This window comes from Halalkalibacter alkaliphilus, from assembly GCF_023555415.1.
Taxonomy (GTDB): Bacteria; Bacillota; Bacilli; order Bacillales; family Bacillaceae_D; genus Halalkalibacter; species Halalkalibacter alkaliphilus.
In genome coordinates this window covers 107,748-129,038 of sequence record NZ_JAKRYL010000006.1, presented here as the reverse complement: position 1 = coordinate 129,038, position 21,291 = coordinate 107,748, and the positions used below count along the sequence as shown (strand labels likewise).

Sequence of the window (21,291 nt, the reverse complement as noted above, 5' to 3'; positions counted from 1 at the left end):
CATCATGCTCGGTCAAGCTTGTCTATTTTACAGACCTTACTATACCATACATTTGAGAGTTAGAGAAATGTTTTCGAGCAGCTTCCTAAGGAATTTACCTAACTAGGGCAAGAGCCTAGTACGGAAATTGGTTTTTAGCATAGGATATCGTAACAAAGCATGAGGAGGTGTTATTATGTCTCACGCATACCACGGAGGATTTGCGTTGATCGTTGTGTTGTTCATCTTATTAGTTATTGTAGGTGCAGCTTGGTTATAATACCAAAAACGACATCTCTTTACGGACGACATGTAAGTTAAAAATAAGGAGGGATAATTATGTCTCACACTTATCATAGCGGGTTCGCGTTGCTTGTCGTATTGTTTATTTTACTAGTGATTATTGGTGCATCTTGGATGTACTAGTGAGAACTAACATGTAGTATGAAGAAGAGTGAGGGATTTGAATTGTCCCTCACTCTTCTTATGTGAATAATATTTTTACATATGTGGAAGTCAGTAAAATAGTCATAAGGATGTTAATAGTCCGAAATAACTTAGGTTGTTTTTCGGATGGGATCTCACGCTTCAAACATAATGCGTCAGTCATAGAATTAATAACAAATAAAATAAACAATGCAAAAAATATAATAAAGAAGAGCATGTACGTGCCTCCTGACGAGCAATGATATATAAACTTTATCAAAAATCGGCTAAAAAAGATAGGAGAATGCTAAATTATTTTAAAAAGCAGTTTAAAAGTATGAAGGTTTGTTATATTTTAGATAGGACGTGGAACAAAAAGACAGGATAGGTGTGGATAAACGAATGAGAAAAAGTGAACAAGTATGGAAAGTTGCCTTTCTATCATTACTCGGTTTTGTTATGGTTACTGCTATTGTCGTCTTCATGCTTTTCCAACGGTACTTTCCGGAAGTTGAGGAACAACATTTCTTACCCAAACAACCAACAGGAGAAGAAGCTACGTTTCACATTCAAACTGATAAAACACGGTTAAATTCATTAATCGCATCAAAAATAGCTGAACACCCAGCGGACATCAGATATATTGTTGAATTGATGGATGATCATGTTCAGTTTAGATCAGCGTTCAGAATGCTTGGTCAGGAAGTACCCGTAACTATTAATTTTTATCCAAGTGTTACTCCGAATGGGGACTTATTACTAGAGGTTAGGAATTTCTCAGTTGGTATTCTTAATTTACCGGTCGATCAGGTTATGCAACTATTAACTAACTGGCTTGAGTTAGCAGATTGGATTGTTACTTATCCAAGCGAAAAGCTAGTCGAAGTAAAAATAACGGAAATTCAAATAGATGAAAATGAATCAATTGTGTTTCGTTTTCTCACCTTCGATCTAACTCGAGATAATATTGAGCTTGAAATGATTTTTAAATAGTAAAAGGATGGCTAGTAGGGAAATCACCTATCAGTCATCCTTTTTGCTATACAGCTTGTTTAATTAAAATATGGAACCCTTCTTCGTGGTTTTTCACATAACTGTCTTTCGGTGCCTTAAATAAGTAAGAAGCATACAGAATGTCGTAAAAAGCTAACCCGAAGTGAATAGAGCTTATAATGGAAATATAGGCAATATACATCGGAAACATTGCTGAGGCAACTGCACCTATTGCAGTTATGGTAAGAACAGGTGTTAATAAAGCAGTTAAATATAGGTTACGCGCTAATGGTTTCGACAGTTGTACTGAAAGAACGGGAATGGGTGTTAGCCAGTTCGTCTTTAACATGGCTTTCTTTCCACAAAGCCAAATAGGCAGAAGATGTAAGATTTTATGAACAATTAAGATTGCTATAATACTCATAACAAAAAATGGCAGGCTAACATTAGGCGACTGTGTAGTCGGTAAAAGGCTGCTAACAACTAAATAAGAAAATAAAAAAGTAAAAAGCATCGTGCATCCAGAATACATCATTAGGCGCAACGTACCGTATTCACGGCTTATACGTATTGTTTTCCAGCAGTTCATTGAAGTGCTGCACCTCCTCAATTCACTGACTAATTTACTCTCATTTTTATTAGAAAGCAATAGAATCGACAAAAATAAAATGATTTCGACAATAAAGGTTTTAGCACATTACTAAATTAGAAGATAAAGAACTAAATTCTGATACAACTTTATTATTCTTCAAAAAAAAGAGAGTCTAGTTTTATACTAGGCTCCTTCACTTGAATAGTTTGTTTTATTGTCTGTTTCTAATTTTGTAAGACGACCATTAACTTCTTTGAAGTCTTCATCGAACTTTGATAACGATTGTTCAAAAGTGTCAATAAAGTCAGGTCCGTAAATATGTCTCAAAATACTCATTATTTCAGATAATTCGGGGAATTTCCCATACAAGTCTCTAATTGGCAATGCACCTTCGAACACACCGTACGTATTTGGCTGGTATGATTCAAGTGTTTTAAGGAATAAATCATGTCCTGCATTTGTTAAACATACATAAGTGTTTCGTTTGTCATTTTCCTTTTTTGAAAAATGTAAGAGACCTCTTTCTTCTAATTTCTTTGAGAAGTTAAAGGCAGTAGATACATGCATTACTCCAAATTTTGCAATATCCGAGATAGAGGCACCATCTAAATGATAAGCAATCCATAGAATATGATGCTCATTGATATTAAGATCAAATGGCTTGATCCATGTTTGCCAATCTTTTTCTACGGACTTCCATAGTGCTTTACTTAATTGAGCTACCTTATGACTAAATATGACTGATTGTTTTAAGGAGCTAGGTACTTGTTGATCCATCTTTCTCCCCCTAGGTATGACGTTAGTAAATTCTGTCTTGTTCTTCCAAAAGTTATTTTCCGATATTTTTCTTCTTTACATTATGACAAGAATTGAAATAAAAAGAAAGTAAAAAAAATTGTTAATTATAAACTTTTAGAAAATTGTTATTAAAACATTGCTTTTATTTGTAGAACAATCTAGTCGATTGCTTTTCTAGATTGTTCTACATTTTTTTGAAGAGCCTCAATATCATTTTTCAGTTGATTTAACGCAGGTTCTACATCCTTTTTCCAATCATTAATAGAATCTTTAACTTCTTCACCAACGGTTACAAAGGTTTCCTTGCCAACTTTTGCAGTCGTCTTAAGTTGAATAGAGGCAGTTTGACTATCTTTAGCTAGTTGCTCAAAGCCTTTTTGGACTTTTCTAGCACTTTCTTTACAACTCGTACGTAAGTCTTTTCCTGATGTAGGTGTTGTTAAAAGTGTTATAGCACCGACTATAGTTGAACCTACGAATAAACCTGATAAAAGCGATTTAGTATTCATGATTCGTACCACCTTTCTTAACTTGTTCTGAAACCCCTCCTATAAGCATATATATCAAGGATAAGGAGGGGGGAAGATGGAAGCACTCATTTTATTAATGATATCAGTTTGTTTACTTTCATTGTACGGGCTTGTTTATGTTTCATTGCGATTAGTGGGCAATGTGAAAAGCTGTGAAAAAGCCCAATTCAGAAATTCTCTTCTTGTTATGTTGGTATTATTGCTCATTAGTGGTGTTTCTGCAACTTTTCTCATCATGTCTTAACAAGTGGTTAGGGGGTAATCCTAACCACGTTAATGACTTGCTCGATAAGAATCCATATACTCTCGAAGTGCTACACACGCTTCGAGTGGAACGGCATTGTACGTAGAAGCACGGCAACCGCCTACGGAGCGGTGACCATTTAGTCCAACAAAGCCAAGTTCTTTTGCTTTGGCAAGAAACTTTTGGTTATCGTCCTCGGTAGGAAGGTTAAATGTAATATTCATTAATGAACGAGCATCTTTTTCAGCATGACCTCTATAAAAACCGTTGCTTTCATCGATCGCATCATATATTAATTTAGCCTTTTCCTCATTCCGCTTTTGGATTGCATTTACTCCACCTTGCTCTTTCACCCATGTTAGTACCTGATTTAACATGTAAATAGCAAATGTTGGAGGTGTGTGATAGAGCGAGTTACTATCGGCATGAGTTTTGTAGCGTAAGACGGTAGGAACTTGGTCAACGTTCACCTCAAGTAGATCCTCTTTAATAATGGCAACTGTTACACCTGATGGACCGAGGTTCTTTTGCGCACCTGCATAAATAAGCCCAAATTTCTCTACATCAACAGGGCGAGAAAGAATATCACTAGACATATCCGCAATAAGGGGAGCATGGTTTATTGTAGGGAAATCCTGCCACTGTGTTCCAAAAATTGTGTTATTAGATGTTAAATGAACATAAGCATCATTTTTGTTAAATTGAAAATCGTTTGATGTAGGAATTGATTGATAGTTATTTTCTTTAGTTGATGCTGCAATAGCTGTCTTACCAATTAGTTTAGCTTCTTTTAATGCTTTCTCAGACCATGAACCCGTTAAAATGTAATTTCCGATTGTTCCTTCTTTTAAAAACTGAAGAGGAATCATTGAAAACTGTAAGCTAGCACCGCCTTGCAGAAAAAGAACCTTGTATTGATCGGGAATGTTATAAAGCTCTTTTAGCAGATCAATTGCATTTTGATGAACGGCTTCGTAATCTTTGCTACGATGGCTAAGTTCCATAATCGACATCCCGGTTCCGTTAAAGTTAGTTAACTCAGCTTGTGCTCTTTGTAATACTTCTTTCGGTAACGCAGATGGTCCAGCATTAAAGTTATAAACTGCTGTCATGTTCTCTCCACTCCTTTATCTCTTCACCACGTTAATAACATAGATTGTCATTATCGTACCATAACTAAGCAGATAATGAACTGTTTTTTTAGTGTTTTCTGAAAGTTCCTTTAAAAAATGATTCAGATAAGGCTAATCAGAAATTCTGATTAGCCTTATCTGAATCAGCTTCTTAGTGATACTCAACAATAATACAGAGAAGCTGATTTTCAAGGCCGTTAAAAAAGGTGCGGTTTTTACCTTTTTCAATGGCCTTGAAGCAATGAGGGGAACCGTTGCTTTGTCTTAAAGCCTGCTATGAGTGGGCTTCTCATAGCAGGCGCGCAACGTGTGGAGCCATTGCTGCTTCCTCGAATCCGCTAAGAAAGACTTTTTTAGTGCCATCGATTTTCTTTCTTATTTCTTCATAAAAACAGTTATTTCTTTTGCTATTTGTTGTAAATCTTCAGGTTTGTATTCGGCGCTATGATCTTTCCAAACGGCACCAAATCCGTCACCTTTACCATAACGTGGAATTAGATGGACGTGGAAATGATAGACCGTTTGTCCAGCTAGTTCACCGTTATTGTTAACAATGTTTAAACCTTCTGCTTGATACGTTTTTTTAATTGCTTTTGCAATTTTTGGAACAACGGCAAAAATATGCTTCGAGCTCTCTTCAGTTAAATCAAAAAGATCTTGGTGATGAGCTTTTGGGATAACCAAAGTATGCCCTTTTGTTACTTGGCTAATATCTATAAAAGCTAGTACATGCTCGTCTTCATAAACTTTGGAGGCAGGGATTTCCCCATGTACAATTTTACAAAAGATACAGTTAGAATCAGTTGTCATCGAATCACCCTTCCCATAATTTGTCTAAACCAACTATACATGAGTGCTTGACTGACTTGCAAGTTGCCATTCAACTTATTAAATTTGAAAAAAGTGTGTCGAAGAAAGCAAGCCTTTGTCATTACACTAGAGAACTATTCTGGACTTTTGGTAAGATAAGGGGGTGAAGGAGTTGTTAACTATGTCAGTTTTAAAAATAGAGGGAATAACAGGTGGATACCATCCGAAAAAGCCTGTACTGCATGATGTTAATTTTCATGTTAATAGTTCAGAGATTGTCGGGTTGATTGGGTTAAATGGGGCAGGGAAGAGTACAACGATTAAACATATACTGGGCTTACTTCAACCTGAAAAAGGACAAGTAACGATAGAAGGGAGAACGTTTCAAGATGATGTTAATGAATATCGGCGTTCATATGCCTATATTCCAGAAACACCAATTTTATATGATGAGTTAACGTTGTGGGAGCACTTAGAGCTGACAGCATTGGCATATGGACTTAAGAAAGACATTTTTGAACAGAGAGCAGAGAAGTTGCTTGCTGAGTTCCGGATGGGAAAAATGAGAAAGTGGTACCCAAGTCATTTTTCAAAAGGAATGCGTCAAAAAGTTATGATTATGAGTGCATTTTTAATTGAACCTCCCGTTTATATTGTTGATGAGCCAATTGTTGGATTAGATCCAATTGGTATTCAATCTTTTTTAACATTTTTAAGCGATATGAAAAATAGAGGTGCCGCTGTCTTAATGTCGACACATATCTTAGCGACAGCAGAACGTTACTGTGACCGTTTTGTCATATTGCATCAAGGGAAGGTTGTGTTGGAGGGGACACTGGATGAGATGCGTCATCAATTACAACTTCCTCAAGCGACATTGGATGATATATATATTGAAATGACAAAGGAAGAGCTCGTATGAATGATGGAATGACGTTGTGGAGAGAGCGAGTTAATGCCTATTGGAATATGGCAATACGATATTTGCGTTTAATTGGGAACAGTGGTTTTTTGTTCACAGTCTATGTTCTCATCATAATAGGGAGCTACTATTATAGTGTGTTTTTAGATTGGCTACCCGAATCCTTTCCAGCAGTATGGGTGTTTGTTGCAGTGTTTGCCCATTTGTTAACAAGAAGTGGTGTGCGAACATTTGTAAAGCCCGCGGATGTGGTTTTTCTCTTGCCATATGAATCGAAACTAGGAGCCTATTTTCAATCATCTAAATGGTACAGCATTGGATTGCAAAGTGGAGTCATCCTTCTTGTATTAGTTGTACTTTCTCCTTTATTTTCGGAGTACTTAGCTGCTGACGTTGGAAGCTTGTTTCTCGTGTTAGTACTGTTGATTGTGGCCAAAGGTTGGAATGTGTTTGCAAGTTTTGAAGAGCAACGTTTTCAAAGCGAGTCAGATAGACGTTCTCACTTTTTATTGCGTGGGGGAATAAACATTGCTTTCACCTATTTGCTTTTTTCAGGTGCTAATCTTATATATATTCTTGCCGTTTACGTAATCATGGCAGCTCTGTATTACTTTTATTATCAAAAATTGGCTAAGCAATTATCGATCAAGTGGGATCATTTAATTGAAGTAGAACAAGGAATGTTGTTGTTCTTTTATCGCATTGCTAATGCTTTTACAGATGTTCCACAACTAAGAAATAAAGTGAGACCAAGGAATTATTTGAAAGGGATTTTGCCTGTAATTACAGATTCTAAGAAATCGGTTTATCATTATTTATTTGCGAAATCGTTTATTCGGGCGAACGATTATCTTGGTATCTATGTAAGGCTTGTTATTATATCAGCTGTTATCCTTCTTGCTCTTCCTTCTGGGTGGCTTCAACTAGTCGTCCTTCTCTTATTTATGCATATGGTGACAAATCAATTGTCTACAATTTGGTATCATTACGATACGAATATGTGGGTTGATTTATATCCTGTAAGAAATGATGAAAAGAAGGATGCCCTAACTCAGCTATCCTTTAGGTTGCTATTAATTATGACAGCCGTTCAACTAGGTGTATTACTAGCTTCTTCCTCTCTCTTGATTGCCGGAGCTACCCTTATTCTTGGTGGACTATATAGCTATGTTGGAAGTCATAAACTGATTCATAAAAAAAGGAAAAATTAGTCATCATCATACTAATACGTGCATTAATAGGACTAAGGAGTAACGTCAAAAGGAGAGGCTGTTATGTATGAAAAGGAGATTGCAGAAGAATTGCAAAGGTGGAAGCGGAAGTTGTTAAAACGACCTTCGATGGTAGGGCGTTATACAAAAGGATTGCAATCTAAGATGAACAATCTTATTCCAGAAAAAGTACATTCCGTCGTAACGGCAAGTATAAAGAATATGGTCTACGCTACGTTAGTTGGTTCTGAATATACGACAAAAAAACAACCTGAGGTGGCATTAAGCCTAGAGCAAAGAGAAGAGAAAGTATTCCAAATAATTAAAACGTATAAGCGTACGGCTGCTCTAGAAGGAGCTGGAACAGGTGCAGGAGGCATTTTACTTGGAATGGCTGATTTTCCTTTACTTCTAAGTATAAAAATGAAGTTCCTTTTTGATGTTGCCTCTGCCTATGGTTATGACGTCAGGGACTATCGAGAGCGATTGTTTGTTCTGTACCTTTTTCAGTTAACTTATGCAAGAGAAGAAAAGCGATCTGATTTAATCAAGCAGTTGGAAGAATGGGAATTAAAAAAAGAGCATCTTCCTGAAAAAGAAGAATATTTAGCTACGTTTGATTGGAAGGCATTTCAACTCGATTATCGTGATTATATTGATTTACCCAAAATGCTTCAACTTATCCCAGGGTTTGGAGCAGTAGTTGGTGCGGCCGCTAATTATCGTTTTCTTGACCTGTTAGGAGAAACCGCGATGAACGGCTACCGCATAAGATGGTTGTCGTCACTACCTGAATAAATAAACGAGGTTGATTAAGCCTTAAGGGTTTCGGTTATGAAAACAACACTCTAATAAGTATCTCTATCCGAATATTAATTAACAGTGAAAACGCATTGGTAATAGTATCAATGCGTTTTTATAATCCTTATTAAACTTAAGATACCGTTTAACTGAATACTAAGAGCTTTATCTATATTGTTGTGATTCTATTTTGTTGATACAGTGGCACCCTATTCAGTTCTATTATTAGCAAATAAAACTTGGTTCCCATCTATTTCTATCGACTCTTCATCAATACCATCTTCTTTAGGTTCCTCATGATTAGTTTCCTCCTTATTTAGTTCCTCTCTTTTTTCGACTTCATAACAACTGTAACAAACTAACAATGCTCGTTAGCGCAAGAAGCCAAAGGAGCTATCGTTACGACAGCTCCAGTTCTTCGTTCAATAACTCGATACTTCAATATGTAATGAAACACGGATCCTAATTCCGTTATTTCTTATAAAACCCTTGTTTGATCCATGTTCCCGGTTCTTGTGAGACTAGAATAAAAAGTGGACACCCCTTTAACGAACAGTAAAATTGGATATGATGTTACTAATTAGGAGGGGTTCCCATGGGTGAACAACGGCAACGGTATAGTGAAGAGTTTAAACGGCGTACAGTTAAATTTGCACAAGAACAAAAACTAAAGAAAACGATGAGAGATATTGCACAGGAGCTAGATATTCCTCTTAGCTGCCTCCATCAGTGGATGAATCAATATCGAGAGTTTGATCATGAGCCACTGGTAGTCGAAGATCGCATTCGTCAGTTAGAACAACAGTTACGTGATCAAGAGCGTCAATTAAAGGAAAAAGACAAAAAAATAGCAGAGACAGAAGAAGAATTGCATATTGTAAAAAAGGCGGTGCACATCTTCAGCAGACCCCGTCCATGAAGTTCGAATTCATTGAGAAACATCGCTCCGAATTCTCAGTGGTGAAGATGTGTAGGGTGTTACAAGTCTCTCGGAGCGGGTATTGCAAGTGGAAAAAACAAGAGGTTAGTCAGCAGGAACAGCGAAAAAAAGAGATTCAAGCTCGAATCATTCATCATTTTTAGATAATCAAGAGCGATATGGCAGTCCTAAAATCACACAATTGTTAATGAAAGAGAACTATAAAATTAGTGAGCGAACTATCAGTATTTACATGAAGGAGCTTAGCTTGCGCTCTTGTGTATCAAAACCGTTTAAGGTCACGACAACAGACTCTAACCATGCGAATCCAATCGCCCCTAATACACTGAATCAAAACTTTAAAGTCACAGCTCCTAACAAGGTATGGGTTACAGATATCACCTACATTCCTTGTCGCCTAGGCAAGCTTTATTTAGCAACAGTTCTGGATCTTTGTACACGTGAACTAGTGGGCTGGTCTCTTAAAAGCCACATGACGAACGAACTTGTCCTAGAGGCATTAAACAAAGCTTATGAAAAGAAAAAACCAGCATATGGATTGCTTCATCATTCAGATCGTGGAACACAATATACGTCAAAAGAGTATCGTCAAAGACTTCAAAGTTACAAGATGGAAGCAAGTATGAGTCGTACTGGAAACTGTTATGATAACGCTTGTGCAGAGTCTTTTTTTAGCGTACTCAAAAAAGAATTAATCAGAGGTAATCGGTTCCAGACCAAAGAAGAAGCTTACACAGAAATCTTCGAATATATTGAGTTCTTTTACAATCGCAAAAGAATTCACGGTTCCATTGGCTATCTATCGCCAGTGCAGTATGCGAAGAGGTTTACGAATGTATCTGCCTAACTGATAGTGGTAGAGTGGTCCTTACTTCACCTAACAACGTACCAGATGATGTAGTGTTGGGGTCAAGCGGTTTGGGCTTGACGACTACGCGGAATCATCTATGCTTTTAAAAGGTGAAGTTAGACCAACTAATTATAATAAAAATGGTAAGAATTGAATCCGTTATTTAGGTGTCTACTTTCTTGACATAGGTCCAGTGGTTCCGTTATTTGGTAGTTTCAACCTTTTATTTGGTTGATTCTGTACGGTTAACGGAACCAAGAACCCTTTCAGTCCTTTTAAAAGAGCTTTTCAACAGTTTAACGGAACAAGGATCCGATTCACTGATCTATCGGATCCTCATTCCGTTATCCATACATCAACGTTTAAAGGGAGTCCCATTCATGTGCGAATTAAACTCCCTCCAATGTTTTTATATTGTGTTAAATCGTAAATGGCAGTGATTGAGAGATACGATTTAGGTAAGCAGAGATGACAGCAAATTGTCCTGTGAATAATAAGATACCTAAGATTACCATAATTCCGCCGCTTACTTTTTGGATGGTAGGAAGCCACTTATTTAATGCCCGGACTTTATTTAGGGAACGAGACCAAAGCAGGGCTACTAAAAGAAATGGAATTCCTAAGCCAATCGAATAAATAAATAACATAAAGACTCCTGCCCACATCGTGTCGGCTTGACTTGCCATAAAAAGGATCGAAGAAAGAACGAGCCCGATACAAGGGGACCAGCCAGTCCCAAATAAAAAACCAAGCAAAACTGAATTGGCGAAACTCGCTGTTTTTTTCGGTTTAACTGCTAGCTTTTTTTCGCTTAGCAGCATTCGGATGGAGATAACTCCCATCATTTGTAAACCGAAGACAGCAATAATAATTCCTCCGATTTGTTCGAAAAGCTGTCTATTACCTAAAAAAGCTTGACCAATAAACGTCGAAGACAAACCGAGGAGGAGAAAGATGATCGTGAATCCAAAAATAAAGCCAAGACTTCGTGAGATAATTAATTTTCTATCAGCGTTTATTTGATTATCCGAGATATTGGTTCCAGTTAATTGAGCCAAGTAAGCTGGTACTAACGGGAAAACGCAAGGAGACAAAAACGAAACAATACCCGCTAAAAAGGCAAGCCAAATAGAAACTTCCGTCATGCTAAAACACATCCTTAAAATAAAGTAAATCTAGAACTCGTATTCGCGCTACTTCCTAGTCTATTCTAGTCCATTCTCGATATATGAATCAATTTTTAAACTTGCTTATTTATTATAGCTGATTCTTTACAATGATAATGTTCATTTCCTAAACGTTCACAAAGTAGTAATGAAAGATCAGTCTTAAGGCGGATACAAAACCATTCTACAGGTTGGCTTCAAAAGAATTTATTTCTCCTACAATAAAAGTAGTTAAGAGAAGGAGGAAAATAATATGAAACATTCAGGTAAATTTATCGGTGGAATACTCCTTATTTTCATAGGGATCAATATTCTACTTAGCATGGTTGGAGTCAATATTGGAGGAATTATTGGGCTTCTCATAGGTGGAGCGCTCCTCTATTTTGGGTATACAAAGTGGCAAGATAAAGGACAATGGTCGTTCTCAAGTATTATTCTAGTTACATTTGGTGCGTTAATGCTCCTTGGGGGGCTTGGAGGAATTGTTAGTTTATTGATCGGTGCATTCTTAGTTTATGGTGGCTACAAGCTTATGAAAACAAATAGTGAAAGTAAGGTTGATTTCAAAGAAAATAAAAAAAGCTCGTTTGACACGATCGATGAAGAGTTCGCAAAGCTAATGAAAGAAGGGAGAAATTAATATGATTGGAACAAGAATTAATCAATTAATTAAAGCGTATATAAATGAAGGATTAGAACGTATTGAGGACCCTGCTATTATGGTAAAGCAATACATTCGAGATGTGAGGGAACAGGTCGAACAAGCGGAACAACAATTAGAGAAGGCATTAGTAAGGAAAAAAACATTGGAGAACGACCTAACGTTAGCACGCGTGCTGTTTGAGAAACGAGAAGAGCAGGCGCGCGTTGCTTTACAAGCCGATAATGAAGAGTTGGCACGAAAAATATTGTTAAACAAAAAAGAAGTGTGGAAGCAAATAGCTCAGTTTGAAGAAATGTTAGTGCAGCAAGAGAAATCCATTAGTGAGAAAAGCGCTAAGCTTGAACAACTTCAAACGAAATACAGTCAATTACAAGAAAAACATATGGAATTAATTGTACGCGTTCAAGCTGTGAAAGAGAGTGGGAAAGTGAATTTAAATGAAAAGGAAAAAGGGAAGGCAAATAATTGGAATGATCCAAATGTACTTGACCCTGAATGGGAAAAAGAAAGTGAGATTGAAATAGAAATAAATAAATTAAAGAAACAAATGCAAGGCAATTAATAGTCATCAGTTGTGAGGGAGTAGTGTTAGTTGATGCTATGGTAGCCCACTACTCCTTCATATATAAAAATTTTCTAGGCGAACAACGAAAAGTCTTATATAGTTATAATGTGTAAATGATTGCAAGGAGGGGGAACATGAAGGTGATGTTCGGGATCATTTTGATAGTTATAGGTGCATTTCTTTTAGTAACAACTATTTCCTCACCGTTTACAAACTCCAAAACAAAACACAATGAAGGATCATTAACGACTGACATAAGTTCTGTAAAAAGTATTGACCTATCAAGCACATCTGTAGATTGGGTCATAGAAGGCCATGACGGTGAAATGCTTTCGGTTGAATTAGTTAATCAAAATAAACAAATAGAGTTACATTCTAAAGAACAAAAAGAAATGTTACAAATAGTAGTAAAAGAACCGAGATTCAGGTTCTTTTCATTTGATTTTTTTAGGAAAGCGCAGGCTATAGTTCGTATCCCTAATAGTTATAGTGAGAACGTAAACGTAAATAGTATCTCAGGGGAAATTGAGTTTCGTAATGAATTAAGTGTGAACAATACATTTTCAAAGACTGTTTCCGGAAATGTATTAGGATCAACACTTTCAGGTGAATCTGTTGAAGTGAAAACAACTTCAGGGAATATTAAATTTAACGAAGTAACAGCTACCGATGTTAGGTTAGAAAGTGTTTCTGGCGATCTTATTGTTCAAACTTTATCAGGGGATATTGAAGGAAAAACAGTCTCTGGTAATATTGAAATAGAGTATAGAGATGAAAACGAAAAGGTCTTGCTAAAAACGGTTTCTGGAGATGTTGAGCTATTTATTCCAATAGGCAATGCAGAAGTAAATGTAAGCACTGTTTCAGGTGACGTACATCTTGATTTACAACAATTTATAAAATCTAGGTCCTATACAGGAAGATTAGGTGATGGTTTACATCCACTGAGGATTTCAACAACTTCTGGAGATATTCGCATCCGTGAGGGCTAAATGAAAGGAGATGGAGCATGAAGAAGCAAACATTATTTGGACTTATCTTTGTCATCATTGGTTTCAATATTTTAATTAATACGATGAATCTATCAATAGGAAACTTCGTTGCTCCACTCATTTTCTTCGTAATGGGTCTGTTTTTCTATAAAAGAAACCATAATTTCATTAGCCTCATTTTCTTTTTTATTAGTGCAAGTATTATTTTCGATCAAGTTTTAGGGATGAATTTCATGGGGCTGCTTATCGCGATTGCGGTACTTTATTTTGGCATACGTTTAGTTCGCTCACCAAATAAAAGCAGGCGTGAAAGAGAAGCGAAATACGATAAAGCAGAGAAGAAGATTCGAAAAGCAGAGAAAAAGCTAGATAAAATAAATGAAAAAACTAGTAGAGAAGACGATGAACGAAAAGTTGCAAAAGACAATCGAGTGGTATTCACTCCTACAATGCGAAAAAGCTTAATCGGAGAAATTCATTATTTGGGTGAAGCTTTTGAACTAAATGATTTAACCATTTGGAATGGGATTGGCGAAGTCCGTATTGATTTATCAAAAGCAATCATACCTGAAGGTGAAACCGTCATTGTTGTCCAAACATTAATTGGAGAAATCGACTTTTATGTACCAGAAGATTTAGCGGTTGCCATCCAAGCCACTTCAACGATTGGTGAAGTTTCCCTCTTTCATGAAAGTCACAGTGGAATCAATCAACAGCTTAGCATCGCAACAAAAGATTACAAACAAGCACAAAGAAGAGTCAAACTCATCCTTTCTACTTTTGTTGGCGAAGTGAAGGTGAGAGCAGTATGAAAAAACGGTTAGCTAGCATTCGTTGGCAATTTATTAGACATAGTCTCCTTGTTACTTTTATTTTGTCATTTCTTTTGCTTTTTCTAATGACATATGATGAACCACGTGGCTTACTCATCGTATTTGATCGTAAACTAGTAGCGATTCCGCTCTTTTTTTGGGTGCTTACTGTAATCGTGATTACGGGAATAATTGCTGGTTATATTCAAGCCGATCCAATAAGGAGGCGGGTTGACCAATTAGTTCATGGAGCACTGAGATTTGAACGTGGGACATTTACGCACAGGGTTGAAGTCGAGGGGGAAGACGAATTAGCAGAGCTTGGTAAGCGACTAAATGGAATGGCTCAAAACTTTGAAGAACAAGTGGCGTCCTTGCAGCGACTTTCTAGCGAACGTGCTGCGATGCAAGAAACGGTCAAAAAGGCAGCTGTATCAGAAGAACGGCAGCGTTTAGCTAGAGATTTGCATGATGCGGTTAGTCAACAGCTATTTGCTATCTCCATGATGACCGCTGCTATTAAACAAACGATGGTACAGACGTCAGATCCAAGTGTTGAACAAGTAAAGATGGTTGAAAAGATGGCTAATACGGCTCAAGCAGAAATGCGTGCATTGTTACTTCACCTTAGACCTGCCCATTTAGAAGGGAAGAGTTTAAAGGATGGTATACATCAATTATTTAATGAATTGCAAGAAAAGTATGGAATGGATGTCACCGTGACGATTGAAGAGAATATGATGATCCCTAAAGGAATAGAAGATCAAATTTTCCGAATGGTTCAAGAAGCGATTTCGAATGTTTTGCGGCATGCAAAAGCAACACAATTAGAGCTTCAGCTTAGACAAACGAATCAAGATCTAAAAATAAAACTAATCGATAATGGTGTTGGTTTTGATGTGAAAAATGTTCAGAAAAATTCTTATGGTTTACATACAATGCGAGAGCGAATGACTGAAATTGGCGGAACGCTCCAAATCGTTTCTGTTCCTAATAAAGGAACACAAATTGAAGTGAATATTCCAATTGCATGGAAGGGTGAGTAAAATGATTCATGTCTTGTTAGTCGATGACCATGAAATGGTACGAATGGGATTGTCAGCGTATTTATCGACACTGCCAGATATAAAGGTTGTTGGGCAAGCGAGTAATGGACTAGAAGGGGTCAAGGCGGCATTAGAACTGCAACCGGATGTTGTGTTGATGGACTTAGTAATGGAACAGATGGACGGGATTGCTGCAACAGCAGAGATTGTTAAGGAATTGCCACATTGTAAGGTGATTGTTCTTACAAGTTTTATCGATGATGAGAAAGTGTACCCGGTAATTGAAGCTGGGGCATTTAGTTACCTGCTCAAAACATCATCAGCAATTGAAATCGCTGATGCGATCCGAGGAGCCGTAGAAGGTAAGTCTGTCGTGGAAGCGAAAGTTACGAATAAAATGATGGACCGGATGAGAGGAAAGAAAGAGAAACCATTACACGATTCACTTACCCCACGAGAAAGAGAAGTACTTGAGCTAGTGGGAGAGGGGAAAAGCAATCAAGAAATAGCTGATGCGCTCTTCATTGGTATTAAAACGGTTAAAACGCATGTTAGTCATATTCTGCAAAAGCTTGAATTAGAGGACCGTACACAAATGGCAGTTTATGCACATCGTTCTGGATTAGTAAAGTAGTAGAGAACATGCAGGGAGAATATAGCTGCATGTTCTCTTTTTCGCGGTTATTTTATCCAACTTTAAATGTCGTAACAAAAGAAGGACGTGGGAAAATGGTAGTTGGTAACGCTTGAGAAGTTCCTCGTTTCTTATGTGCGTTCTCATACGATTTCGATGTTTGCCACTTTTGAAAAGATTCCTCATCATCCCATATTGTCATGATTGCATATGTATCATCACTAACAGGTCGTAAAATCCGAATGGCTTGGAATCCAGGCTCGCCATCAACTAATCCTGCACGATTACGAAAACGTTCTTCAAAAGAAGGGCGTCCTTCTTCGCTGACAGGAATATTATTAATAACAACAAATCCTTTCGTATCAATCGTTCCTGTTTCACTAATGACTTCATAATGTTTTGCCGTACTAAGTTCAGAGACTTCCTCTACATAAACAAACTGCCCCTCTTCTCCTTGCATCGTAACTCCATTAAGCGCAGGAGTTTCACTATTAATTTGAACAATACTAGCTTTTTTCAAATGAGGCACCTCCTATTGTTTTGTAATCTTTGAAACGAAAAAGTAAATCTATTCGTAAATAAGTTTAGCTGTAGGGGATTTGCTTTGCAACTGTTATGAACTAGTCGCAGACGGGTATAGTAGGTAATAGAAAGGATTGCGCTCTGAAAAAGGGAGGTGAATGTCATTTGAAAAAGAAAACAATTATAGGGATAGCAGCGGTTGTAGGAACAATGCTTTTTGCTCTTATTATTTATTTAAGTATTATTCTAGCAGGGAATTATGTAATAGATGATCAGAAATTGGTGATGAAGGCGACAACGTCTCTTGTTGATCAAAATGGAGAGGTTCTTACCCAACTTTATATTGAAAATAGAGAACCTGTGGCCATTGGTGATATACCTGAACATGTACAGCAAGCCTTTGTTTCGGTGGAGGATATACGTTTTTATGATCATCAAGGGATAGACATTCGTGCTATAGGGAGAGCGTTATATCGTGATTTGCTTGCAGGTGCAAAAGTAGAAGGAGGAAGCACAATTACTCAGCAACTTGCAAAAAATGTCTTTCTTACAAGTGAGAAGACATTACTACGAAAAACGAATGAAGTTCTAATTGCTATGAATTTAGAACGAAAATACAGCAAAAGTGAGCTTTTGGAAATGTATTTGAATCGAATCTATTTTGGTCACGGAGCTTATGGAATACAAGCCGCGTCTAAATTGTATTTTAATAAAGATGTGAATGATTTATCAATTGAGGAAGGAGCTCTACTTGCCGGGTTACCAAAAGCCCCTAACTCTTATTCTCCTATTATAAATCCAGAACAAAGCAAACAACGGCGGGATCTTGTCTTAACATTAATGGAAAGGCATGGGAAGTTAAATCCTGAAGAGGCTAGGCATTTACGTGGACGAACTGTTGTTATTAATCAAAATCGTATAACGGAAAATGAAGCTTATTTAACCTATATTGATATGGTGTTAGATGAAGCGCGCGATCGTTATCACTTAACGAATGAAGAGGTCCTAACGGGAGGCTATCAAATTGTCGTTCCGATGAACAAAGAGATCCAAATAGATTCATATCAAAAGATACAAGATAATCGATATTTTCCAAGTGGCAATGAGGATGCTGAGGCAGCCATAGTTCTCCTTGACTCAAAAACGGGAGGTGTTCTTGCAGTACAAGGTGGAAGGGAGTATGTACGAAAGGGTTTAAATCGTTTGAATGTAAAACGACAACCTGGTTCTACAATTAAGCCACTTGCTGTTTATGCTCCGGCAATGGAGATGGGGACATTTCATCCGTATTCGATGATTGTTGATGAATTGATTGATTATGATGGATATACTCCTAGGAATTTCAATCAAGAGTATTCAGGGAAAATGACGATGTATGATGCAATCACTTATTCAGCCAATGCACCAGCTGTTTGGCTGATGAATGAAATGGGAGTTGAAACGTCTGTCGAAGCTCTAGAACGTTTTGGTATTCACACAAATGATCGAGGATTAGCAATCGCATTAGGAGGATTATCAGAAGGTGTAACTCCTCTTGAACTCGCTTCTGCTTACAGTGTCTTTGCCAATAACGGCAATCAAGTAGATCCCTATTTTATTGAAGCTATTTATACTAAAAATGGGGAGCGGTTACTAGGTGAAAAATGGCGCAATGAAACGATCATATCGCCTCAGACGTCATGGTACATGACAAGAATGCTCGAATCTGTTGTGAAGAATGGTACGGGAAAAAGTGGAGAGGTCCATAGCTCTTTAGCTGGAAAAACAGGGACGACATCTTTTCCAGGAGTAGAAGGCGCAGTAATGGACGCCTGGTTTGTCGGCTATACGCCAACGGTTGTGGGGGCAGTATGGATGGGTTATGATGTTACAACAAGTGAACAGCATCTTAGAGGAGGAAGTGCGTATCCTACTGTGTTATATAAGGATATGATCAATGAACTGCCAAGTCGGATGCGTGTAGAGGCTTTTGAGAAACCTGGTGAAGTAGAGGAACTGCTGCCACCTGTTGAACTTCCAGTGATTACAGATTTATCAGCGACTTTTTCAATGGGCGGAAGAGGATTTTCTAGTATTCACCTAAACTGGAGTGGCAAAGCTGATGAGAGAATTTACTATCATATTTATGAGAATACTGAAGATGGAAGCCACCTTCTTGCAACAGTTGTTGGACAGACAGAATTTTACATTAATAGTCGAAATCCATTTACATCTAAAAAATATGAGGTTATTCCTTATAACTCAATAACAGATCAAGAAGGGGTATCTTCAAATTTAGCTGAGGTGGAATTTAGGCTAGGATTTCATTAACTACGGGGGGGTGTCCTAAGAGGTCTGTTTTTGACCTTTTGATACACCCCTGAAGCAATGAGCGAAGTCGATACATCTTTTAAAAGCCTTGAGAGGAGTGGGTTTCTCACTCACGGTGCGTAGCGAACGGAGCCATTCCCACCTCTGTTCCGGACTTTTGGGACAGCCCCTTAACGCTTTCTTTGGGCCTAGTAGCTAAGTCATTGAAACATACGGGAAACATTCATCTATTTTATGACAGTTGTTCGGATTGTCTATACACGTTAAGGTTCGGTCATTATAGTAAAAGTGTATAATATGCTTTTTGGAATGTAATCAAGTAAAATAGGTAGGAAAGATATTTAAAGGAGTGGCACAATGGATCAGAAGATTTTTAACGATACGTTTTTAAAAGCCTGTAGAGGAGAGGCTCATGATCATGTACCTGTTTGGTATATGAGGCAAGCTGGACGGTCTCAGCCTGAATATAGAAAAATTAAAGAAAAATATTCTCTTTTTGAAATTACACATCAACCGGAACTATGTGCCTATGTGACTAAGTTACCTGTTGATCAATATAATAACGATGCTGCTATTTTGTATAAAGATATCATGACACCGTTACCAGCCATTGGAGTAGATGTTGAAATTAAGTCTGGAATTGGTCCAGTTATTGATAATCCGATTCGTACGAAAGCAGACGTAGAAAGGTTAGGAACGATTAACCCTGAAGAAGATGTGCCTTATGTTCTAGATACAATTAAGCTGCTCCGTGAACAGCTAACGGTTCCATTAATTAGTTTTGGAGGAGCTCCTTTTACGCTTGCTAGCTATATGATTGAGGGTGGCCCATCTAAAAACTACAACAATACAAAAGCGTTTATGTATGCAGAGCCTGAAGCTTGGCACCTGTTGATGGACAAGCTAGGTGAAATGACCATTACATATGTAAAATCGCAAATCGCAGCGGGAGCGCAAGCGATTCAAATTTTTGATTCTTGGGTAGGGGCGTTAAATGTTGCTGACTATCGTACGTTTGTAAAGCCGGTCATGAACCGCATCTTTGCAGAACTTAAACAAGAAAATGTCCCACTTATTATGTTCGGTGTAGGAGCAAGTCATTTAGCAAACGAGTGGAATGACTTACCTCTAGATGTAGTTGGGCTTGACTGGCGTTTGTCTGTACAAGAAGCAAGAGAGCTAGGTATTAAGAAAACGGTTCAAGGAAATTTAGATCCTGCCATTTTATTAGCGCCATGGAATGTGATTGAAGAACGCGCGAAAGCAATCTTAGATCAAGGAATGAAAAATCCAAACTTTATCTTCAATCTAGGACATGGAGTCTTCCCGGAGGTTAGTCCAGATACGTTAAAGAGATTAACGGCGTTTGTGCATGACTATTCAATGAACAACAAGTAATTTGAGGTGAGGAAATGACTAAGAGAAAAATTGGCTTATTAGTAATGGCATATGGAACACCACGAAAGAAAGAAGAGATTGAACCGTATTATACTCATATTCGCAGGGGGAGGAAACCTTCTGATGAAGCGTTAGAAGAGTTGACGGAGCGCTATGAAGCTATTGGAGGTATTAGCCCCCTAGCTAAAATTACAGAAGATCAAGCATTTGGCTTAGAGGCACAATTAAATAGCGAATTTGAGGATATTGAATTTAAAGCTTACCTTGGTTTAAAGCATATTGATCCTTTTATTGAGGATGCTGTTAAGCAAATGAAAGAAGACGGAATTGAAGAAGCGGTAAGCTTAGTCCTTGCACCCCATTTCTCTACATACAGTGTTAAATCTTACAATGGCAGGGCTAAAGAGGAGTCAGAAAATGTTGATGGACCAACGATTTACAGCATTGATAGCTGGTATGATGAGCCGTTGTTTATCGATTATTGGGTAAATCAAGTAAAAGAAACATTAGGTAAAATTAAGGATAAGGATAAATCCTGTGTTATCTTTTCAGCCCATAGCCTGCCAGAAAAAATTACAAAAATGGGAGATCCGTACCCAGATCAACTGCAAGAAACAGCTGACTTGATTGCAGAAAAAGCAGGAATTAAGAATTATACAATTGGCTGGCAAAGTGAAGGCAACACACCTGACCCTTGGCTAGGTCCAGATGTCCAAGATTTAACGAGAGATCTATACGAACAGCATGGTTATACTTCCATTGTCTATTGTCCGGTTGGGTTTGTCGCTGACCATTTAGAAGTACTTTATGATAATGATATTGAATGTAAGATTGTAACAGATGAGCTTGGGATTGATTATTATCGCCCTGAGATGCCCAATGCCAAACCAGAATTTCTTCAATGTTTAGCAACTGTTGTCAAAAAAAAGCTTGCAGAGAGAGAGTAGTGAAAA

Annotated in this window: 25 protein-coding genes and 1 pseudogene; 18 read left to right on the top strand and 8 right to left on the bottom strand. The window is 37.6% G+C overall.

Annotated elements, in window-relative coordinates; all coding sequences use genetic code 11:
- The first annotated feature begins 175 nt into the window (after positions 1–175).
- Together MF646_RS07695 and MF646_RS07690 are read left to right on the top strand one after the other, a co-directional pair.
- Positions 176–259, top strand: a complete 84-nt coding sequence (locus MF646_RS07695; protein ID WP_088102685.1) for a YjcZ family sporulation protein — start codon at positions 176–178, stop codon at positions 257–259.
- 59 nt (positions 260–318) lie between these two features.
- A complete protein-coding gene (locus tag MF646_RS07690; protein WP_250095987.1) occupies positions 319–405 on the top strand; it encodes a YjcZ family sporulation protein in 87 nt (28 codons plus the stop codon).
- A 58-nt stretch (positions 406–463) separates the two neighbouring features.
- Here the strand turns inward: MF646_RS07690 and MF646_RS07685 are convergent, their stop codons facing one another.
- The gene (locus MF646_RS07685; protein WP_250095910.1) at positions 464–643 is read right to left on the bottom strand and encodes a hypothetical protein; all 180 of its coding nucleotides are present in this window, start codon (positions 641–643) and stop codon (positions 464–466) included.
- A gap of 164 nt (positions 644–807) precedes the next feature.
- Here MF646_RS07685 and MF646_RS07680 point away from each other — a divergent pair, with 164 nt between their 5' ends.
- Complete coding sequence (locus MF646_RS07680) at positions 808–1,398, top strand: YpmS family protein (RefSeq protein ID WP_250095909.1); 591 nt, start codon at positions 808–810, stop codon at positions 1,396–1,398.
- Between the two features lie 46 nt (positions 1,399–1,444).
- Here MF646_RS07680 and MF646_RS07675 read toward each other — a convergent pair whose 3' ends face one another.
- From MF646_RS07675 to MF646_RS07665, 3 genes are all read right to left on the bottom strand, one after another.
- A complete protein-coding gene (locus MF646_RS07675; RefSeq protein ID WP_250095908.1) occupies positions 1,445–1,987 on the bottom strand; it encodes a DUF3267 domain-containing protein in 543 nt (180 codons plus the stop codon).
- Positions 1,988–2,173: 186 nt separating this feature from the next.
- Complete coding sequence (locus MF646_RS07670) at positions 2,174–2,767, bottom strand: HTH-type transcriptional regulator Hpr (RefSeq protein WP_250095907.1); 594 nt, start codon at positions 2,765–2,767, stop codon at positions 2,174–2,176.
- Positions 2,768–2,946: 179 nt separating this feature from the next.
- On the bottom strand, positions 2,947–3,297 hold the full coding sequence (locus MF646_RS07665; RefSeq protein WP_250095906.1) for a YtxH domain-containing protein: 351 nt from the start codon (positions 3,295–3,297) through the stop codon (positions 2,947–2,949).
- 76 nt (positions 3,298–3,373) lie between these two features.
- Between MF646_RS07665 and MF646_RS07660 the strand changes: the two genes are divergently transcribed.
- Positions 3,374–3,562, top strand: coding sequence for a hypothetical protein (locus tag MF646_RS07660; RefSeq protein WP_250095905.1), 189 nt, complete (start codon positions 3,374–3,376; stop codon positions 3,560–3,562).
- 29 nt (positions 3,563–3,591) lie between these two features.
- On the opposite strand, the gene serC is transcribed toward MF646_RS07660, so the two are convergent.
- Together serC and MF646_RS07650 are read right to left on the bottom strand one after the other, a co-directional pair.
- On the bottom strand, positions 3,592–4,674 hold the full coding sequence (gene serC / locus MF646_RS07655) for a 3-phosphoserine/phosphohydroxythreonine transaminase (RefSeq protein WP_250095904.1): 1,083 nt from the start codon (positions 4,672–4,674) through the stop codon (positions 3,592–3,594).
- Positions 4,675–5,070: 396 nt separating this feature from the next.
- Positions 5,071–5,505: an HIT family protein gene (locus MF646_RS07650; RefSeq protein WP_250095903.1), complete on the bottom strand. Its 435-nt coding sequence runs from the start codon at positions 5,503–5,505 to the stop codon at positions 5,071–5,073.
- A 181-nt stretch (positions 5,506–5,686) separates the two neighbouring features.
- On the opposite strand from MF646_RS07650, the gene MF646_RS07645 reads away from it, so the two are divergent.
- From MF646_RS07645 to MF646_RS07625, 5 genes and pseudogenes are all read left to right on the top strand, one after another.
- A complete protein-coding gene (locus MF646_RS07645; protein WP_250095902.1) occupies positions 5,687–6,427 on the top strand; it encodes an ABC transporter ATP-binding protein in 741 nt (246 codons plus the stop codon).
- Entirely contained in the window at positions 6,424–7,638 is a 1,215-nt protein-coding gene (locus MF646_RS07640; RefSeq protein WP_250095901.1) for an ABC transporter permease, read from the top strand. Before MF646_RS07645 ends, MF646_RS07640 begins: the two co-directional genes overlap by 4 nt.
- A 63-nt stretch (positions 7,639–7,701) precedes the next feature.
- Positions 7,702–8,436 (top strand): EcsC family protein, encoded by a 735-nt coding sequence (locus tag MF646_RS07635; protein WP_250095900.1) that lies wholly within the window; start codon positions 7,702–7,704, stop codon positions 8,434–8,436.
- 598 nt (positions 8,437–9,034) lie between these two features.
- Positions 9,035–9,358: a transposase gene (locus tag MF646_RS07630; RefSeq protein WP_250095899.1), complete on the top strand. Its 324-nt coding sequence runs from the start codon at positions 9,035–9,037 to the stop codon at positions 9,356–9,358.
- Positions 9,359–9,527: 169 nt separating this feature from the next.
- Positions 9,528–10,226: pseudogene (locus MF646_RS07625) on the top strand (IS3 family transposase); the annotation flags it as partial.
- A 422-nt stretch (positions 10,227–10,648) separates the two neighbouring features.
- On the opposite strand, the gene MF646_RS07620 reads toward MF646_RS07625, so the two are convergent.
- A complete protein-coding gene (locus MF646_RS07620) occupies positions 10,649–11,374 on the bottom strand; it encodes a cytochrome c biogenesis CcdA family protein (protein ID WP_250095897.1) in 726 nt (241 codons plus the stop codon).
- A gap of 274 nt (positions 11,375–11,648) precedes the next feature.
- Here MF646_RS07620 and MF646_RS07615 point away from each other — a divergent pair, with 274 nt between their 5' ends.
- The 6 genes from MF646_RS07615 to MF646_RS07590 all read left to right on the top strand — a co-directional run bounded on the left by MF646_RS07615 (position 11,649) and on the right by MF646_RS07590 (position 16,108).
- A complete protein-coding gene (locus MF646_RS07615) occupies positions 11,649–12,035 on the top strand; it encodes a LiaF transmembrane domain-containing protein (protein ID WP_250095896.1) in 387 nt (128 codons plus the stop codon).
- Between the two features lies 1 nt (position 12,036).
- Positions 12,037–12,621 (top strand): PspA/IM30 family protein, encoded by a 585-nt coding sequence (locus MF646_RS07610; RefSeq protein ID WP_250095895.1) that lies wholly within the window; start codon positions 12,037–12,039, stop codon positions 12,619–12,621.
- Positions 12,622–12,758: 137 nt separating this feature from the next.
- Positions 12,759–13,616 carry a DUF4097 family beta strand repeat-containing protein gene (locus MF646_RS07605; RefSeq protein ID WP_250095894.1) on the top strand — a complete coding sequence of 286 codons (858 nt, stop codon included), beginning with the start codon at positions 12,759–12,761 and terminating at the stop codon, positions 13,614–13,616.
- Between the two features lie 17 nt (positions 13,617–13,633).
- Entirely contained in the window at positions 13,634–14,428 is a 795-nt protein-coding gene (gene liaF, locus MF646_RS07600; protein ID WP_250095893.1) for a cell wall-active antibiotics response protein LiaF, read from the top strand.
- Complete coding sequence (locus MF646_RS07595; protein ID WP_250095892.1) at positions 14,425–15,474, top strand: sensor histidine kinase; 1,050 nt, start codon at positions 14,425–14,427, stop codon at positions 15,472–15,474. The genes liaF and MF646_RS07595 overlap by 4 nt, the downstream gene beginning before the upstream one ends.
- Before the next feature lies 1 nt (position 15,475).
- Positions 15,476–16,108, top strand: coding sequence for a response regulator transcription factor (locus MF646_RS07590; RefSeq protein WP_250095891.1), 633 nt, complete (start codon positions 15,476–15,478; stop codon positions 16,106–16,108).
- Between the two features lie 52 nt (positions 16,109–16,160).
- Here the strand turns inward: MF646_RS07590 and MF646_RS07585 are convergent, their stop codons facing one another.
- Positions 16,161–16,568 carry an antibiotic biosynthesis monooxygenase family protein gene (locus tag MF646_RS07585; RefSeq protein ID WP_250095986.1) on the bottom strand — a complete coding sequence of 136 codons (408 nt, stop codon included), beginning with the start codon at positions 16,566–16,568 and terminating at the stop codon, positions 16,161–16,163.
- A gap of 227 nt (positions 16,569–16,795) precedes the next feature.
- Here MF646_RS07585 and MF646_RS07580 point away from each other — a divergent pair, with 227 nt between their 5' ends.
- The 3 genes from MF646_RS07580 to hemH all read left to right on the top strand — a co-directional run bounded on the left by MF646_RS07580 (position 16,796) and on the right by hemH (position 21,285).
- Positions 16,796–18,940 carry a transglycosylase domain-containing protein gene (locus MF646_RS07580; protein WP_250095890.1) on the top strand — a complete coding sequence of 715 codons (2,145 nt, stop codon included), beginning with the start codon at positions 16,796–16,798 and terminating at the stop codon, positions 18,938–18,940.
- A 357-nt stretch (positions 18,941–19,297) separates the two neighbouring features.
- The gene (hemE, locus tag MF646_RS07575; protein WP_250095889.1) at positions 19,298–20,338 is read left to right on the top strand and encodes a uroporphyrinogen decarboxylase; all 1,041 of its coding nucleotides are present in this window, start codon (positions 19,298–19,300) and stop codon (positions 20,336–20,338) included.
- Between the two features lie 14 nt (positions 20,339–20,352).
- Positions 20,353–21,285 (top strand): ferrochelatase, encoded by a 933-nt coding sequence (gene hemH, locus MF646_RS07570; protein WP_250095888.1) that lies wholly within the window; start codon positions 20,353–20,355, stop codon positions 21,283–21,285.
- Positions 21,286–21,291 lie beyond the last annotated feature (6 nt).

Coding starts and splice junctions, on each gene's coding strand:
- MF646_RS07695 (WP_088102685.1), top strand. CDS start 176: ATGTCTCACGCATACCACGGAGGATTTGCGTTGATCGTTGTGTTGTTC.
- MF646_RS07690 (WP_250095987.1), top strand. CDS start 319: ATGTCTCACACTTATCATAGCGGGTTCGCGTTGCTTGTCGTATTGTTT.
- MF646_RS07685 (WP_250095910.1), bottom strand. CDS start 643: ATGCTCTTCTTTATTATATTTTTTGCATTGTTTATTTTATTTGTTATT.
- MF646_RS07680 (WP_250095909.1), top strand. CDS start 808: ATGAGAAAAAGTGAACAAGTATGGAAAGTTGCCTTTCTATCATTACTC.
- MF646_RS07675 (WP_250095908.1), bottom strand. CDS start 1,987: ATGAACTGCTGGAAAACAATACGTATAAGCCGTGAATACGGTACGTTG.
- MF646_RS07670 (WP_250095907.1), bottom strand. CDS start 2,767: ATGGATCAACAAGTACCTAGCTCCTTAAAACAATCAGTCATATTTAGT.
- MF646_RS07665 (WP_250095906.1), bottom strand. CDS start 3,297: ATGAATACTAAATCGCTTTTATCAGGTTTATTCGTAGGTTCAACTATA.
- MF646_RS07660 (WP_250095905.1), top strand. CDS start 3,374: ATGGAAGCACTCATTTTATTAATGATATCAGTTTGTTTACTTTCATTG.
- serC (WP_250095904.1), bottom strand. CDS start 4,674: ATGACAGCAGTTTATAACTTTAATGCTGGACCATCTGCGTTACCGAAA.
- MF646_RS07650 (WP_250095903.1), bottom strand. CDS start 5,505: ATGACAACTGATTCTAACTGTATCTTTTGTAAAATTGTACATGGGGAA.
- MF646_RS07645 (WP_250095902.1), top strand. CDS start 5,687: ATGTCAGTTTTAAAAATAGAGGGAATAACAGGTGGATACCATCCGAAA.
- MF646_RS07640 (WP_250095901.1), top strand. CDS start 6,424: ATGAATGATGGAATGACGTTGTGGAGAGAGCGAGTTAATGCCTATTGG.
- MF646_RS07635 (WP_250095900.1), top strand. CDS start 7,702: ATGTATGAAAAGGAGATTGCAGAAGAATTGCAAAGGTGGAAGCGGAAG.
- MF646_RS07630 (WP_250095899.1), top strand. CDS start 9,035: ATGGGTGAACAACGGCAACGGTATAGTGAAGAGTTTAAACGGCGTACA.
- MF646_RS07620 (WP_250095897.1), bottom strand. CDS start 11,374: ATGACGGAAGTTTCTATTTGGCTTGCCTTTTTAGCGGGTATTGTTTCG.
- MF646_RS07615 (WP_250095896.1), top strand. CDS start 11,649: ATGAAACATTCAGGTAAATTTATCGGTGGAATACTCCTTATTTTCATA.
- MF646_RS07610 (WP_250095895.1), top strand. CDS start 12,037: ATGATTGGAACAAGAATTAATCAATTAATTAAAGCGTATATAAATGAA.
- MF646_RS07605 (WP_250095894.1), top strand. CDS start 12,759: ATGAAGGTGATGTTCGGGATCATTTTGATAGTTATAGGTGCATTTCTT.
- liaF (WP_250095893.1), top strand. CDS start 13,634: ATGAAGAAGCAAACATTATTTGGACTTATCTTTGTCATCATTGGTTTC.
- MF646_RS07595 (WP_250095892.1), top strand. CDS start 14,425: ATGAAAAAACGGTTAGCTAGCATTCGTTGGCAATTTATTAGACATAGT.
- MF646_RS07590 (WP_250095891.1), top strand. CDS start 15,476: ATGATTCATGTCTTGTTAGTCGATGACCATGAAATGGTACGAATGGGA.
- MF646_RS07585 (WP_250095986.1), bottom strand. CDS start 16,568: ATGCAAGGAGAAGAGGGGCAGTTTGTTTATGTAGAGGAAGTCTCTGAA.
- hemE (WP_250095889.1), top strand. CDS start 19,298: ATGGATCAGAAGATTTTTAACGATACGTTTTTAAAAGCCTGTAGAGGA.
- hemH (WP_250095888.1), top strand. CDS start 20,353: ATGACTAAGAGAAAAATTGGCTTATTAGTAATGGCATATGGAACACCA.